Genomic DNA, 14,185 nt, shown 5'->3' on the forward strand with positions numbered 1-14,185 from the left:
CGGTTCACGCTTCCGCTTCGGCCGCGACCGCTCTGATCGCGTCGACGATCATCGGATATGCGGCGCAACGACAGAGGTTGCCGCTCATGAACTCCTTGATGCCTGCGAGATCGCCCGCGTGGCCGTCGCGGATACATGCGACGGCACTGACGAGCTGGCCGGGCGTGCAGAAGCCGCACTGCAGCGCGTCGTACTCGACGAACGCCGTTTGCAGTGGATGCGGCTCCCCCGCCGCAGCCAATCCCTCGACGGTCGTCACGCGACCTCTGACCGCGATCGCCAGTAGCAGGCACGACAACGCGGGCCGACCATCGACCAGAACCGTGCAGGCCCCGCATGTTCCCTGGTTGCAGCCGATCTTGGTGCCCGTCAGTTCGAGATGCTCACGGAGGAAGTCGGCCAAGGTGGTGCGGGGGTCGACACGGCCGGGTGCTGCCACTCCGTTCACCTCCACCGTGATGTCGTGCCGAGGCCGCGCGGTCACGCGGTCACCCCGCCGGCGAGAGCAATCCCGGCAGCGGGCGTTCGTCGCTTCCGGCGCAGGGCGATCACCAGCACGGACAGCGCAACCAGCGCGATCGCTGCCGCCACGTGGCCGAGATACTCGAGTCCCCAGAGATCGATCGCCACGCCGCCGACCAGCGCGCCGAGACCGGCACCGGCGTTCGCGGCAGAGACGTTCACCGTGGCGGCGAGAGATTCGTCCCCGGGGGCCTGTGCCATCACCCGTATCTGACTGATCGGAAACAAGCCGGTGAAGGACGCAGCCCAGATGCAGAGGGCGCTCGCTGCGCCGACCGGTACCGAGGACAACGGTGTCACCGCCGCCATCCCCACCGCCAGCATGGCGGCGAACACGACCGAGGATCCCATCGGCAGTCGGTCTGCGAGTCGGCCTCCGATCCAGTTGCCCAACAGTCCGACCACTCCGAATGCCATGAGCCACCAGCCCACTCGCCCGGTCTCTACTCGAACGACGGCACGCAGTATCTCGGCCAGAAAGGTGTAGGCGGTGAACATGGCCGTGAAGATCAGGACGGACAACGCCACGTGGACGAGGAACATCGGCGCTCGAAGGAGCGCATAACCCGCCGCGCCTGCCCGCCGGGGGCCACCGGAACAGTCCCACGTCAACCCGAAGTGCAGGCCGACCGCCACGACGGACGCCGCAGCGGCCAGTGCGGCGAAACAACCGCGCCAACCCACCGACGTGGCAGCGACGGTGCCCAGCGGCACGCCGATGACCATCGCCGTGGACATGCCGAGGTATATCCCCGCGACCGAACGCGCCTCGCGCCCCCGCCCGCCGCTTCTGGCCGCCGTGTCGCTGGCGAGACCCCAGAAGACGGGAAGCGCGACCGCGGGGAAGAATCGGGCGGCTGCGAACATCCACATGGTGGGGGCAAGGGCTGCAGCGACATTGGCGAGCGCGAACAGCAGCATGATCGACACGAACAGGCGTCGCCGGTCAAGGTGACCGAGGCGCGGTGTGACGATGGGTCCGGCGAATGCCACCGTGAAGGCGAACAGTGAGACCAGCATGCCCGCCTGCTGCAGTGACACCCCGAAGTCGGTGGCCAACTGCGGCAGAAGGCCGATGATGATGAATTCGGTGGTGACGACGACGAATCCCGCCATCGCCAGGACTGCGATCGGGATCGTTCTCCGCCGTAACTCCATGGCGTCTCCTTGTCCGTGGATGCCGGCCGAGCGGTCGCAGCCGGCCCGCGATCGACGCTAGAAGCGCCGTGCAGCACTGAGCAGGAAGAAATCAGCATGGGTGCCGCACACCCCCTCGGCGCAACATCGCATTCGTTACGCTGAATGGATGAACAGTGCCGAGGCCGGCACAGGCAACGAACTGGGCGTATTTCTGCGCATCCGCAGGGGGCTGGTACGCCCCGAGGAGGTGGGGTTTCCGCGTGGCCAGCGGCGAGTCAGCGGGCTGCGCCGCGAGGAGGTCGCCATCCTCATCGGAGTGAGCGTCGACTACTACACCCGGCTGGAGCAGGGCCGCGAGCGGCACCCTTCGCCGCCGCTGCTCGGTGCCCTCAGCAGGGCACTGCGCTTGTCCATGGACGAACACGTGCACTTACACCGCTTGGCCGGCGTCGATTCGGCGCACGGTATCTCGCGGACCAACAGATCCGTCACGCCGGCGCTGCGGCAGCTGCTGGATCAGTGGTCGATGCAACCTGCGTTCATCTACAACGATGTCCAGGACATCCTCGCCAGCAATGCGCTCGGGACGGTGTTGCACGCCGGGTTCAGCAATGCCGACAACTTCGGCCGGATGGTGTTTCTCGATCCCGAAGGCAAACGCTTCTTCGCCGAGTGGGACAGGGTGGCCACCGATACCGTCGCCGCCCTGAGACAGACCTGGGGACGGCCCTCCGAACGACACCGCATTCAGCCGCTCATCGACGAAATACGCTGCGGTAGTGCCGAGTTCGAGAATCTCTGGAGAACGCACACCGTCGCCAGCAAGTCCCACGCGACCAAACTGATCGAACACCCCGCGGTGGGCCGCCTGTCGCTGGACTACCACACCTTCGAAGTGACCGGAGTGGTCGATCAGTATCTGCTGGTCTGCCGTGCGGAACCGGGCGGACGGTCCGAGCAGGCGCTGAAGCTGCTCGGCACGTTGAGCGCCACCGAACGCGCCAAGGGTCGGTGACGGCATCCAGCCGGCGGGAAGACAGCCCGCCCCACACCGTTGTGCGGCATGGCGATCCACGGGATCAGTCCACCGTCCCCGGACCGCGATCGTGCGGTCACGCTGTGCGGCACACGGGATTCGACAGCGTGCCGACTCCGCCGATCTCGACGTGTACGGTCTGACCGGACTTCAGGAACTTCCCGGTGTTCTCGGCGACGCCCGCGGGGGTGCCGGTGAAGATGACGTCTGCGGGCTCGAGCGTGACGTAGCGGCTGATCTCCGCAATCAGCTCGTCGAATCCGAAGATCATGTCGGCGGTCGACGCCTGTTGACGTAACTCGTCGTCGACGAACGTCCGCAATATCAGAGGCTTCCCCGCTTCCATGTCCTCGGTGCCGAGCATGTAGGGCCCCAACGGTTTGAAGGTGTCGAACGACTTGGCGACAGGGACGTTCGCACGTCCGACGTGCCCGTGGCGACCCAACTGGACATCCCGCGCTGAAACGTCGTTGGCTGCGGTGAGTCCCGCGACGTGGCGCCACGCTTGGTCAACCGTCACATGGCAGGCGCGCTTTCCGATGATGAGCGCTACCTCCCCCTCGTAGTCCACCTCCTCGGCGGCGAGTTCGGGTAGCACGATGGGGTCGCCCGGATTGCTGACCGCTGAACCTGCCGCGAAATGGAAGCGTGGGCGCGATGGTATGTCTGCCCCGACCTCGCGGGCGTGGCCGGCGTAGTTGAGCCCGACAATGCAGATCTTGCCCGGCCTCCGAACGGGCGCGAGCGTCGGCATCGTTTCGGCGGCGACCACCTCCCGAACCGACGCCTCGGCCGCACGATCCAGTTGACCGCATCGTATGAGCTCGTCGAGCGATGCCGCGAGGTCCAGCAGGCAGAGATCCTCCCCTGCGAGCCGCGCCACTCCTCGGGCTGTCTGCGCGAAGAGGGTCACCAGGCTACCGATCTGCACTCCACGGTCACGGTCATCGACGGCCACCGCTATAGGCCGCGGCCTCGCCGCCCGGGGCGAAGTATTCTTCGGGATCGATCTGGTATCCGTCGGGATTCCGCTGGAACTCCGCTGATTGCATGAATGCTCGCATCTCCTCTTCCGTTGCGAAGTTCATGCCCGACAACTCCACCTTGTTGCCGTCGGGATCGCGGTAGTAGAGGCTGGTCGCCACGCCGTGATTGGCCGCTTCGGCGGGTAGCACACCCAGCGCCTTGAGGTGCAGATACTGCTCGTACAAGCGCTCGAGGTCAGGGTACCGGACCTGTAGGTGGTGCAGTCCGACCGAAGATCGTTGCGCGCCACCGACGTCGGCGCATTCGAACACCGCGATGCGTTGTGTGTAGGGAAAACCTCCGGGCAGTTGGAAGAACGCGATCCGGGTCGGTGCGTCCGGATCGGTCGTTCCCACGCCGCTCGCGGGGGTCATATCCAGCGTCGGAGGTTGCCGAAGAACCTCGGTGTAGAACCGGCACAACCTTTCGTAGTGCGGGGTGCGCAGGACGACCTCGGACAAGCCGATGCGGGACGACTCGCTCATGTGTTCTCGACTCCTTGCCTGGTTCGACCCGGGCTAGCGGGACAGCGTCTCGACCGGGCTGAAGCTGCCCTTACCGGCCCCGAGCGTGCGGTCCAGTTCCCTGCGTCGCCAGTCGCGGTGCCGGTGGTCCACCAACCGCGCAACTGTCGGGATCTTCTGGCAGGCGGTGTCTCGCAGGAAGTTCGGGGCAAATCGCAGCAGCGGCGCAAAGCGCCAGAGACCGACGTTCGGGAAGTCCGACCTCAGGTATGACCCGGGTGTGTAGAAGTAGGCGTGGCCCAATTGGAATCGATAGTTCAGTTCGGCCTTGGCTCGCTTCCATCCCCGATCCTCGGGATCGGGCTTGTAGGAATCCATGAACGAGTGACACAGCTTTCGGCTGTCGTCATTGTCCTCGGTGCGCTGCGCCAGCGCGGTCAACCGCATGGCACGGTAGGCGTCTTCGATGGTCTCCGGATACCACGGCGTCTCCACGCCCATCACGTAGCCGATATAGCGCCACATGTGCAGCATCGCGACGATGTCGTCATCGGTGGTGCGGTATCCGAGCGTATGCAGTTGCGCCCCCGAGATGATCGAACCCGCCATCAGCGTGGTGAACATGTTGAACTGGCTGATCGGAACGCCGAGGTGCGATCGGTCCCATTCCTTGTGGTTGATGATGCGCGCCCGAATCATGCAATGCAGTAGCCGTACGTGCAGCGAGGTCACGTAGCCCGGATTACCCCTGCGCATTCCGTCGGGTTCGCTGACGTCGGTCCAGTGCTTGCAGGTCTCCCAGAAGCGGTTCAACGCCGAGTTTCCGGTGTAGGCGCCGGTGAGGATCAGCGGCTTGGTGACCGACGGGGTGCGGTATCCGGCGAAGGTCGCCATCCCGAAGTACGGATAGAGTTCTCTTCCGTATCGCCGGAACACCGTGGCACCGCGGTCGAACAGGTCCCAGTCCAACCACTCGGGTTCGGTGTGAATCTGTGTGAAGAGTTCGACGAGGGCGGGCGACGGATCGGCTACGGCCTCGATGCCACCCTGAACCGCGGTGTTGAACTCCTCTCGCGCCTGCCGCACGGACCCGCGCGTCCGCGCGTCGGCGTACCAGGCGTCACCGAGTCGGTCGCCCTGATCGAGCGCACGCCCCATGCTCGAAACCACATCAGGCGGCAGGCTGAGATCGACCTTCGCCAGCTTCTCGAGCCGCTTCGTCAAACCGATACCGCCGGGTTGGTTGACTTCCTCGAAATACACAAAGGCGGTGGGGATCTCGCCGATATCCTCGTTCGTTTCGGTACGTTCAACTTCCATTGGATACTCCTTCTATTCCTGGTGGTGTCGATGTTCGAGAACCGCTTTGACAGTCACACCGGACTCGACATCGGCGACCGCCTCATTGATCGACTCCAGGGGGTAGGTCGTCGTGAGCCGTTCGATCGGAAATCTGCCCTGTCGGTACAAGCGGAGGATTCGCGGTATCAGCACGGCGGGTGCTTGGTGGCCGATGACCGACCCCATGACACTGCGTCCCAACAACAACTCGAAAGCATCGGTTCGGAATTCAGCTTGTGGGGGTGCGATTCCGAGGATCGCGGCCCTGCCCAATGGAGCCAGCGCACCCACCGCGGCCGTCATCGACTCCGACGATCCGGTGGACTCCAGGGCCAGGCCGACGCCCACGCCACCGGTGAGTTCCCGCACCGCATCGACCGGCGGATTGGCGTTGATGTCGACCACGTCGGTGGCGCCGAGTTGCACCGCGAGATCCAGCCTCGCACGGTGTCTGTCGGCGACGATGATGCGAGCCGCACCCGACGCCACCGCCGCGATGACCGCACTCAGGCCGACCGTCCCCGCACCGATGACGAGCAGCGTATCTCCGGGTTCGGCCTTCAGTACGTTCCACACTGCACCGGCACCGGTGCTGACTCCACACCCCAGCGGGGCGAGCACCGATGCCGGGATGTCCTCGTTCACTCTGACCAATCCAGTTGGCCGACATAGGCTGAGTCCGGCGAACGACGATTGCCCGAAGAAGTGGTCGTGTACCGGCCTGCCGTTCCGATCGCGCAGGCCCACGGAGCCGTCGGCGCGCTGGGCCCCGAAGTTCAATGCGAAGTGATCGGGGCAGTACGCCGGCATCCCACCTCGACAGTTGGCGCAACAGCCACAGAAGTTGAAGCCGGCGATCACCCTGTCGCCCACGGCAAATCCCGCGACACCCGAGCCGACGTACTCGACCACGCCCGCGCCCTCGTGCCCCGACACCACGGGCAGCGGCGTCGGGAGACGGCCTGCTGCGACCTCAAGGTCGGTGCGGCACAATCCGGCAGCGAGGAAGCGGACGATCACCTCGTCCGCGCGCGGAGTCTCGACGCTCACCTGCTCGACGGCGAAGCCGCCGGTCCCGGCGCGGCTCACCGCGGCTGTGGTCGCCATCATCGCGCTGCACTCCTGTCCGTGGTCGAATCAGTACGCGAGTAGTGGCTGTAGGCCTGGGAAATGGGAACTGACAACTGGAATACCTGCGGCGCTGAGGCGTTCGGCCCACTCGAGGCGTTGCCGCGCGGCGGCGCCGGCGTCAGCATCGAAGCCGCATCGCCACTCGGTGTGGACGACACCCAGCGGATGGTGGAACAGGTCGCCGGCAAGAGCCAAGTCGTTGTCGCCGTTCACATCCGATACCACGACGACCGTATTGCCCGGTGAATGCCCCGGCGCGTGATGCAGAATGAGCCACGGGAGCGGTGTGGCTTGCGCGCCGGACCAGAGCGTCAGTTGCGGGACAATCGGCTGCAGCGCTTGACGCGCTTCGTGCTCGGTGTCGAGGCTCGCCCATTCGAGTTCGTGTATGTGGTAGGCGGCATTCGGGAAGTACGGCGCCCCGTCGACCGCGGCCCAGCCGATGTGATCGGGATGAGAATGGGTCAGGACCACATGGTCGATCTGGGCGGGTGCCACGCCGAGTGCAGCTAAAGCGCGCGGAAGTTCGGCGAAGCGGTGGGGCAACGAGCCGTCCGGCAGCGGCGCCGGTGTCCGGCCACCGCCGGTGTCCACGAGTACCCGATTACCCGCGGGATCGACGGCCAAGAATCCCCCGTAGGGCACGTTGAGGCAGCCGGCCGCCGTCAGGTCGGTGGAGATCGTGTTCCACATGTCTATCGAGACGTCCGGATAGAGCAACGACAGTGGGATCGGCATGATCCCGTCCAGGACCGGGTGGACGTCGATGTCCCCCACGCGGAGCGTCGACTGCGGCATATAGCGATGATTACTTGCGCGCAAGCAAATGTCAATCGACGGGGTCGCCTGCCCACATAGCAGCTGGTTCTGGGCCCGCGACGATCAGACCGTCGCCCCCCGCCGAGCTGCGACGGAGTGCGTCGGCGCCGGAGCGGCTGGGCTTGGCTGTGGTGCGCCCGCCGAGCAGTAACCTGTTACTCGACATTCGACGGAAGGACAGCCGCGGTGGTCAACCAAGCGCGACCCGAACAGACGCCCAGTGGACCCCGCCCCGTCGAGCACAAGGACGCCGCGCGCCGTCAGGACATCCTGCGTGCCGCGACCAAGCTGTTCGCCGAGCAGGGATACCGCGAGACGAACCTCAATCAGATCGCGGTGGAGTTGGGCTTCCGCCGCCAAGCCGTCTATCACTACTTCCCCGCCAAAGACGAGATCCTGTATGAACTGATCGCCCAGGCGGGAGAGGCGATGATCTCCACATCACAGCCCATCTTCGACGCCGATCTGGCGCCCGATGTCGCACTGACCGAGATCGTGCGCAACCACGTTCGGGTTGTACTGGCCCAGCCCGACACGTTCCGCGTGCAGTTCGCGGAGTTGAACAAACTCGGCGGCGACCGCGCCGAGACTCTTCGTAAGGGCATGCTCGGATACGTACAGCGCGTCGCCGACGTGATCGAAGCCGGTCAACGAGCCCGCATCTTCGTCACGGTGCACCCGATGACGCAGGCCCTGTTGCTCGTGGGGATGTGCAACGGGACCACCCAGTGGTACGACGGCGTCCATTCGCGCAGCTCGATAGACGAGATCGCGGACCAGGCCGCCCGCATCGCGCTGTCGGGCCTCACGGGCGGTGGCTCCACCCAGCCCCTGGCGCCGGAGACGTCCACGAGGACGGCATCAGGGACATCGACCGACGTCCGCCGCCGGCGGCCCTGACGGGATCACCCGTAGTCACCGTTCATTGCCTTCTCACAGGACATTTCGACGAGTTTCTGAGGCGTCCAGCTCGAAACGGCCGGGCCTGCCGACCGTCGTGTCCACGGGCCACGCCGATCCCAGAACTGCGCCCGCGTATCCCCCGCCAAAGCCGTGCCGCGGAGCCGCGATCCCCGGATAAGCCGACCCTCCCCGCCCACGACCCCGGCAAGCACCATCGGGTGGTATGTCGGCGTCACGGAAGCGTCGCATGACGGATGTGTCCCAAAGGCCCGAAATCCGAGGAGACGCCATGGCGGCACGGAGTACCCCCGACAGCACGCTGTTTCTCACCGCCGCGGCCGGTGGTCTGGACCGGACGGCTCACGGCACCTACATCGATAACGGCATGGCGTCCCAGGCCGCCGATTTTGCCGCAGGACGGCTGCGCGAACAATGACGGTGGTGTCCAATCCGGATCATCGAGGTGGCCAGGAGCACTCGCAGAAGACATCAGGGTTGCTCGATGCTATGAACCGGCAACTCGCAACGGGGATCACGGTGTTGCTGTGCCTGAGCGGCATGCAATTCTGTCTGTACATCGTCTTGCGGTATCTGGCGCCATTGCTCGGCGCCGACCCTGATCAGTGGCATCTGTTCGCACCCGGCTTCTCGAACGGCGGAGATCCGGTCGCCACCACGTCGTTGGTACTGCATCTGGTCGCCGGCGTCATCGTGATGGTGCTGGGGTGCGTGCAATTCGTCACGGCGGCGCGTCGTCGGTGGCCGGTCATGCACCGTGCGATCGGACGGGCGTACGTGGGTTCGGCGATATTGGCCGCGGTCGGTGGACTGGGCTACATCGTGCTCAACGGCACCGTAGGCGGTGCGGTCATGGACGTCGGTTTCGGCCTCTACGGAGTCCTCGTACTCGTAGCAGCCGTCCGGTGTCTTCGTCACGCCCGCGCCCGCGACGTCGCGGCACATCGCGATTGGGCGGTGCGACTGTTCGTTCTCGTCGTCGCCTCGTGGCTGTACCGGCTCGAGTACGGTGCAGCGGGCGTCCTCGGCACGGGCGGACACACACCCCAGTTCACCGGATGGTTCGACCAGATGATGGCCTTCGCCTTCTACGTGCCCAACCTTCTCATCGCGGAGATGTATCTGCGGGCGCGGCGACGCGACGGTTCCATAGCATGGCGTATCGCATCCCTCCTTGCCCTCTCGGTTGCCGCGGCGGTTGTGGTGCTCGGTGTGTACTCGCGGTGGTGAACGCCGGGGCGGCGGAGAAAGCCTGACAAGCGGCTCAGCGGGTGGCGAATTGAACGCCGACGAGTTCCTCCGACTTTTCCCAGACGCGTGCGGCCTCCTCCACGTCGCGAGCCGGCCGATAGACCTGCTGCTCGGCGGCCGGCCCCGACAAGTGAAGAAAACCGCTGGGGCCGTAGAACTTACCGCCTTCGGCACGCGGATGCGTCGCCGCGTACAGGGCGGGCAGCATTCCCTCTTCAGCCGACCGGTTCAACAGGCCGAGCCGAGCGAACGCCTTCACCATCCGGAAACTCGCCGTGTCGCGGGGGCGGCCCATTTGCGGCTGTGCCTTCAGAAGGTTGGTGGGAGTCACGCCGGGGTGGGACGCGTTACTCGTGATGCCCCACCCGGCGGCGTTACTACGTCTATTGAGTTCCAGCCCGAACATCAGATTGGCGATCTTGGACTGGCTGTACGCCTTGGCGTCCGAATAGGACCGTTCGAAGTTGAGGTCATCCCAATTGATCCCGTTCATCTGCGCCGAGACGCTCGACTGAGTGGTGACGCGCGCGTTGCCGGCGCTCAGCAGGGGCAGCAGCCTGGCGGTGAGCGCAAAGTGTGCCAGGTGGTTGGTCCCCCACTGGAGTTCGAATCCGTCCGCCGTGGTCTGCCGGTCGGGCGGGCTCATGACCCCGGCGTTGTTGATCAGCACGTTGATCGGGCGTCCGGCGCTCATCAGACTCTGGGCGAGGTCGGCGACCGACTGCAGAGACGACAGGTCCAGGGGAAGCAGCCGAATGTCTGCTCCGGGAGCCATGGCACGGATCCCCCGCAGCGCCTTGTCACCCTTGTCGAGGTTGCGCACCGGAAGCACCAGGTCGGCGCCGGCGCGAGCCAACGTGGTGGCCAGGGCATACCCGATGCCGTCGCTTGCGCCCGTGATCACTGCCAGACGTCCCCGCATGTCCGGCACGAATACCTCTGATTTCTTGCTCATTCCGCTCTCCTCAGTTTCACCCGTGTGTACCGGTGATCCCGACTATGGCACGCTGCTGGTAACGGGTTCAGGCCGTACTTATCCCCTGACTGACCGTCCCCCCGTCGGCGTCCACGGACGGCGGATCCGCGGATGCGCAGGTCCTTCCACGGGCCGGCAAGGGGCCGCATCATCGACACGTGATGTCCCTGGATGTCGATCTCGGTCGCGTGGCGGAGTTGCTGCGAGCCCGGCGACGAACTCTGCAGCCCGAGGACGTCGGATTTGCCCGTGGTAGGCGACGGCGAACTCCCGGACTTCGTCGCGAAGAAGTCGCGGAGCTCTGCTCGATATCGACCACCTATTACAGTCGACTGGAACGGTCCCGGGGCAGCAGGGCGACCGGGCCTCGTCCGTCGCCCGCCACACTGGCCGGTATTGCGCGGGGTCTTCGGTTCACACGCGAGGAACGTGACGCGTTGTTCGCGGCGGCGGGCTATGCCGCTGGGAATGATGTAGGCTACGCCCACGTCGATCCGGGTGTGATGCTGTTGCTCGACAGGCTCGCCGACACACCCGCACACTCCGTCGGCCCGATAGGCGAGGTGCTCTGGCAGACCCGAGCTTCCAAAGCGTTGATCGGGGATCTGAGCCGGCATACCGGGCGGGCCCGCAGCGGTTACTATCGCTGGTTCCTCGACCCCGGCGAGCGGCAACGCTACGCCCCGATCGATCACCGCTCGATCAGTGTGGAGATCGCGGCCGATCTGCGGCGTGCGCAATCCAGTACGCGAGTCAGCCAGTCCGTGACCGATCTGATCATCGTATTACTCAGTCGCAGTGAGGAATTTGCAACGCTGTGGAGGCGTGACGACCTGAGAGAACAACCATTCACCATCGAGCCGCGTTGCTTCATCCATCCATCGCTGGGTCCACTCGAGTTGCAGCGCAAGGTCCTTACCCTGACCGACCGTAGCCAGCGGGTTGTCATCTACCACGCGACTCCAGGTTCAGCCGATGAAACAACGTTGCAGCTGTTGTCGGTCATCGGCAACCACCGATTCGACTGCTGATACGGCACATCGTTCACGACCTGCCGTTGACATCCTGACGGCGGACCGGCGCTTCGGTAGGGCTGACGTCGGCGGGAGCGTCACGCTGGTATTCGTGTGGTGCCGCGCAGAGCGCTGCGAGTTTGGCGCGGCTTTCGGTCGCGGGGTCCGCGGTGAACACGAGCAACGTGTGCAAGTGCGTCACATCGTGGAGAACTTGACACTGAAGATCGAGAACGCCCAACCGCGGGTGCACAATCCGCTTTTCCAGCTCGTGAGATTGGTCGACATGGTGTTGCGCCCACTGCTCTGCGAACTCCGGGCTGCGCTGGAGTAGCGAGTCGATAACCTGGGCCGCACGGGATGTCGCCCCGTCACGGACGTATGCGATGCGGGCGCTCGCGACGAAGGACCTCCCGACCTTCGGATGATCTTCGACCGGATACACACTGCGCGCGGCATCGTCGGTGAACCACCGGTAGAGGACGCTGCGGGACAGACCTTCGTACCTTGTCTCGTCGCCGAGAAGTGCGCGGGCAGGCGGGGTTTGGACCAGAGTCTCGCCCAATGCCGACATCACCTGCGCCGGCGTGTCCTGTAGCCGATCCAGTATGCGCATCATTGCCGCGCTGACCTCGGTGCCGACCGGGGTGCGCGCGGGCGCATTGTGCCCTGCCAGCCGGAACAGGTGATCACGCTCATCCAGCGAGAGGCGTAGCGCCTTGGCCAGCGAGGCCACCACCTCCACCGATGGTTGCGAAGCGCGCTGCTGCTCCATTCTGGAGTAGTAATCAGTGGAGATCATTGCCAGTGACGCGACCTCCTCGCGACGTAGGCCACTGGTGCGACGTCGCAGGCCGCTGGGTAACCCGATGTCTTCAGGAGTCAGTGCCATTCGCCGGTTACGGAGGAATTCGGCGAGCTGAGGTTGATCCATGTGCCCATTCTTCCTGTGATCGGGCCGAACATCCAGGGACTCGTACACCCCCGATCGTCGATCCGTCGCCGGCACACGGAGACCTTCCATCCGCGGACTGACCGGCCCCTGGTAGGGCCCGGGCAATTGCGCTTCCAATACCAGTCATGACACTTTGCGCGGCCGCCTCTGCTCACGATCGACACAGCCCAATTCACGTTGGCGAACCCATTCACCGCCCACGCCAGGGGAACACACCTGCCACCCGCCACGGAGACGCGGCTGCCCTGTTCCGTGCGTGGTTGCGACACCCACTGCGCACCGCGGCGATCGCACCGTCGAGTCCCGCCTTGGCTCAACTGATGACCAAGGATATCGCCGCATCGGATCGCGTAGTCGAACTCGGGCCCGGCACCGGCGTTTTCACCCACGCCCTGCTCGCGCGCGGCGTGCCACCGTCCCGCCTGACGGTGGTGGAAGCCAACCCCGAGTTCGCCGATCTGCTCAACACACGATTCCGGGACCTGCACGTCGTGTGTGCCGATGCCGCCACCGACTCCTGGCAGCTGATCGATGGTCCGGAGATCGATGCCGTCATCAGCGGCCTGCCGCTGTTGTCCATGTCTGTCGACGCGGTCACCGGAGTACTTGAAACGGCGGTGTCGGTCCTTCGACCGCAGGGACGCCTCTACCAGTTCACCTACGGGCCTACGTGTCCCATACGGCCGAATTTGCTTGCAGCACTGCGCTTGCGCGCTACCCGAATCGGCTGGACGCCACGCAACCTTCCGCCGGCTTCGGTGTACCGGATCGAACGCCGACCCGGATGACAACCCATCTGGGATGAACCGCGGCGTCACTGCAGTCGGCAACACAGCTTTCGGCGTGGCCGCCGCCGTCGAGGGAGGAGGTGCCGCTGGTGACCACACGGGTGATGGCACCCATCAGAGGATGACCACCGAGCGCAGCACCTCACCGGCGTGCATGCGATGGAATGCCGACTCGAGATCTTCTAAGCCGATGCGTTCGGAGACGAACTTTTCCAGCGGCAGCCGACCTTGGCGGTACAGGCTTGCAAATCGATCGTCAGTCACTCGTAAGGCACTGGGTGCCCTACCAATTGGTGCACGCTAAGTTGGCGCCCGTAGGGTTCTTACGTGCGCGGAGCGAAAAGCCCTCGTGCGAGCCGGATTGCTCGGAGTCGATTTGTCCACCTTCGGTCTGTGCTGGCCCCGGCTCGGCTGGGCAAAACTGTTCTCCCACAGCGCCGGTGGGCCAGCGCAGCGACCGACAACTACACAAGCCACCCCGACAGCATGTCCGTCTCGGATTGGCACAAACCAACGTGCGCTGGACCAGCACACTCCTGATCAGCTGGTTGCCGATGTGTCAACAACCCGCTTCAAGCACGAGTAGCGGTCATTCCGGTGCGCCTGCGCGAGCGAGACGCACTCAACGGCGCAGGATCAGTGCGTCACCTTGACCGCCGGCACCGCACAGCGCCGCCACCGCGTAGCCCGACCCCTTGCGGGCGAGTTCGAGCGCGGCGTGCAGGGTGATCCGCGCACCCGACATCCCGATCGGGTGCCCGATCGCGATGGCGCCACCACTGACGTTGACCTTGGCCGGATC

15 protein-coding genes and 2 pseudogenes are annotated in these 14,185 nt (G+C 65.1%); 6 read left to right on the forward strand and 11 right to left on the reverse strand.

The features are described from left to right. Positions 1 to 4: 4 nt before the first annotated feature. Both AWB94_RS08565 and AWB94_RS08570 read right to left on the reverse strand, forming a co-directional pair. Positions 5 to 484 (reverse strand): (2Fe-2S)-binding protein, encoded by a 480-nt coding sequence (locus AWB94_RS08565; protein ID WP_409365997.1) that lies wholly within the window; start codon positions 482 to 484, stop codon positions 5 to 7. Continuing rightward, complete coding sequence (locus tag AWB94_RS08570) at positions 481 to 1,680, reverse strand: MFS transporter (protein WP_062659866.1); 1,200 nt, start codon at positions 1,678 to 1,680, stop codon at positions 481 to 483. The genes AWB94_RS08565 and AWB94_RS08570 overlap by 4 nt, the downstream gene beginning before the upstream one ends. A 148-nt stretch (positions 1,681 to 1,828) precedes the next feature. On the opposite strand from AWB94_RS08570, the gene AWB94_RS08575 reads away from it, so the two are divergent. Beyond that, the gene (locus AWB94_RS08575; RefSeq protein ID WP_062659867.1) at positions 1,829 to 2,677 is read left to right on the forward strand and encodes a helix-turn-helix domain-containing protein; all 849 of its coding nucleotides are present in this window, start codon (positions 1,829 to 1,831) and stop codon (positions 2,675 to 2,677) included. A 97-nt stretch (positions 2,678 to 2,774) separates the two neighbouring features. Here AWB94_RS08575 and AWB94_RS08580 read toward each other — a convergent pair whose 3' ends face one another. From AWB94_RS08580 to AWB94_RS08600, 5 genes are read right to left on the reverse strand one after another with little or no spacing between them, the layout of a single operon-like run. After that, positions 2,775 to 3,656, reverse strand: a complete 882-nt coding sequence (locus AWB94_RS08580) for a fumarylacetoacetate hydrolase family protein (protein ID WP_131805446.1) — start codon at positions 3,654 to 3,656, stop codon at positions 2,775 to 2,777. Continuing rightward, complete coding sequence (locus tag AWB94_RS08585) at positions 3,643 to 4,209, reverse strand: VOC family protein (protein ID WP_062659869.1); 567 nt, start codon at positions 4,207 to 4,209, stop codon at positions 3,643 to 3,645. The genes AWB94_RS08580 and AWB94_RS08585 overlap by 14 nt, the downstream gene beginning before the upstream one ends. Positions 4,210 to 4,242: 33 nt before the next feature. Continuing rightward, positions 4,243 to 5,508, reverse strand: a complete 1,266-nt coding sequence (locus AWB94_RS08590; protein ID WP_062659870.1) for an oxygenase MpaB family protein — start codon at positions 5,506 to 5,508, stop codon at positions 4,243 to 4,245. Positions 5,509 to 5,520: 12 nt separating this feature from the next. Next, a complete protein-coding gene (locus tag AWB94_RS08595) occupies positions 5,521 to 6,639 on the reverse strand; it encodes an NAD(P)-dependent alcohol dehydrogenase (RefSeq protein ID WP_062659871.1) in 1,119 nt (372 codons plus the stop codon). A 27-nt stretch (positions 6,640 to 6,666) separates the two neighbouring features. Beyond that, positions 6,667 to 7,458, reverse strand: coding sequence for an MBL fold metallo-hydrolase (locus AWB94_RS08600; protein ID WP_062659872.1), 792 nt, complete (start codon positions 7,456 to 7,458; stop codon positions 6,667 to 6,669). A 207-nt stretch (positions 7,459 to 7,665) separates the two neighbouring features. Here AWB94_RS08600 and AWB94_RS08605 point away from each other — a divergent pair, with 207 nt between their 5' ends. From AWB94_RS08605 to AWB94_RS08610, 3 genes are all read left to right on the forward strand, one after another. Continuing rightward, the gene (locus tag AWB94_RS08605) at positions 7,666 to 8,379 is read left to right on the forward strand and encodes a TetR/AcrR family transcriptional regulator (protein WP_062659873.1); all 714 of its coding nucleotides are present in this window, start codon (positions 7,666 to 7,668) and stop codon (positions 8,377 to 8,379) included. 292 nt (positions 8,380 to 8,671) lie between these two features. After that, on the forward strand, positions 8,672 to 8,818 hold the full coding sequence (locus AWB94_RS34085) for a hypothetical protein (RefSeq protein WP_201029631.1): 147 nt from the start codon (positions 8,672 to 8,674) through the stop codon (positions 8,816 to 8,818). A gap of 71 nt (positions 8,819 to 8,889) precedes the next feature. Further along, entirely contained in the window at positions 8,890 to 9,630 is a 741-nt protein-coding gene (locus AWB94_RS08610) for a DUF2306 domain-containing protein (RefSeq protein ID WP_062659874.1), read from the forward strand. 34 nt (positions 9,631 to 9,664) lie between these two features. On the opposite strand, the gene AWB94_RS08615 is transcribed toward AWB94_RS08610, so the two are convergent. Next, positions 9,665 to 10,606, reverse strand: a complete 942-nt coding sequence (locus AWB94_RS08615) for an SDR family oxidoreductase (RefSeq protein WP_062659875.1) — start codon at positions 10,604 to 10,606, stop codon at positions 9,665 to 9,667. A 182-nt stretch (positions 10,607 to 10,788) separates the two neighbouring features. On the opposite strand from AWB94_RS08615, the gene AWB94_RS08620 reads away from it, so the two are divergent. Beyond that, the gene (locus AWB94_RS08620) at positions 10,789 to 11,658 is read left to right on the forward strand and encodes a helix-turn-helix transcriptional regulator (RefSeq protein WP_064961414.1); all 870 of its coding nucleotides are present in this window, start codon (positions 10,789 to 10,791) and stop codon (positions 11,656 to 11,658) included. A 13-nt stretch (positions 11,659 to 11,671) separates the two neighbouring features. Here AWB94_RS08620 and AWB94_RS08625 read toward each other — a convergent pair whose 3' ends face one another. Then, the gene (locus AWB94_RS08625; protein ID WP_084395530.1) at positions 11,672 to 12,574 is read right to left on the reverse strand and encodes a helix-turn-helix transcriptional regulator; all 903 of its coding nucleotides are present in this window, start codon (positions 12,572 to 12,574) and stop codon (positions 11,672 to 11,674) included. Between the two features lie 146 nt (positions 12,575 to 12,720). Between AWB94_RS08625 and AWB94_RS08630 the strand changes: the two genes are divergently transcribed. Next, a complete protein-coding gene (locus tag AWB94_RS08630; RefSeq protein WP_084395519.1) occupies positions 12,721 to 13,383 on the forward strand; it encodes a class I SAM-dependent methyltransferase in 663 nt (220 codons plus the stop codon). A gap of 114 nt (positions 13,384 to 13,497) precedes the next feature. Here the strand turns inward: AWB94_RS08630 and AWB94_RS34090 are convergent. Together AWB94_RS34090 and AWB94_RS08635 are read right to left on the reverse strand one after the other, a co-directional pair. Further along, a pseudogene (locus AWB94_RS34090) lies at positions 13,498 to 13,626 on the reverse strand (S-(hydroxymethyl)mycothiol dehydrogenase); the annotation flags it as partial. 379 nt (positions 13,627 to 14,005) lie between these two features. After that, positions 14,006 to 14,185: pseudogene (locus AWB94_RS08635) on the reverse strand (acetyl-CoA C-acyltransferase); the annotation flags it as partial.

This window comes from Mycolicibacterium canariasense (genome assembly GCF_002101555.1).
In the GTDB taxonomy this organism is placed as follows: Bacteria; Actinomycetota; Actinomycetes; order Mycobacteriales; family Mycobacteriaceae; genus Mycobacterium; species Mycobacterium canariasense.

Coding starts and splice junctions, on each gene's coding strand:
- AWB94_RS08570 (WP_062659866.1), bottom strand. CDS start 1,680: ATGGAGTTACGGCGGAGAACGATCCCGATCGCAGTCCTGGCGATGGCG.
- AWB94_RS08575 (WP_062659867.1), top strand. CDS start 1,829: ATGAACAGTGCCGAGGCCGGCACAGGCAACGAACTGGGCGTATTTCTG.
- AWB94_RS08585 (WP_062659869.1), bottom strand. CDS start 4,209: ATGAGCGAGTCGTCCCGCATCGGCTTGTCCGAGGTCGTCCTGCGCACC.
- AWB94_RS08590 (WP_062659870.1), bottom strand. CDS start 5,508: ATGGAAGTTGAACGTACCGAAACGAACGAGGATATCGGCGAGATCCCC.
- AWB94_RS08595 (WP_062659871.1), bottom strand. CDS start 6,639: ATGATGGCGACCACAGCCGCGGTGAGCCGCGCCGGGACCGGCGGCTTC.
- AWB94_RS08600 (WP_062659872.1), bottom strand. CDS start 7,458: ATGCCGCAGTCGACGCTCCGCGTGGGGGACATCGACGTCCACCCGGTC.
- AWB94_RS34085 (WP_201029631.1), top strand. CDS start 8,672: ATGGCGGCACGGAGTACCCCCGACAGCACGCTGTTTCTCACCGCCGCG.
- AWB94_RS08610 (WP_062659874.1), top strand. CDS start 8,890: ATGAACCGGCAACTCGCAACGGGGATCACGGTGTTGCTGTGCCTGAGC.
- AWB94_RS08615 (WP_062659875.1), bottom strand. CDS start 10,606: ATGAGCAAGAAATCAGAGGTATTCGTGCCGGACATGCGGGGACGTCTG.
- AWB94_RS08620 (WP_064961414.1), top strand. CDS start 10,789: ATGTCCCTGGATGTCGATCTCGGTCGCGTGGCGGAGTTGCTGCGAGCC.
- AWB94_RS08625 (WP_084395530.1), bottom strand. CDS start 12,574: ATGGATCAACCTCAGCTCGCCGAATTCCTCCGTAACCGGCGAATGGCA.
- AWB94_RS08630 (WP_084395519.1), top strand. CDS start 12,721: ATGACACTTTGCGCGGCCGCCTCTGCTCACGATCGACACAGCCCAATT.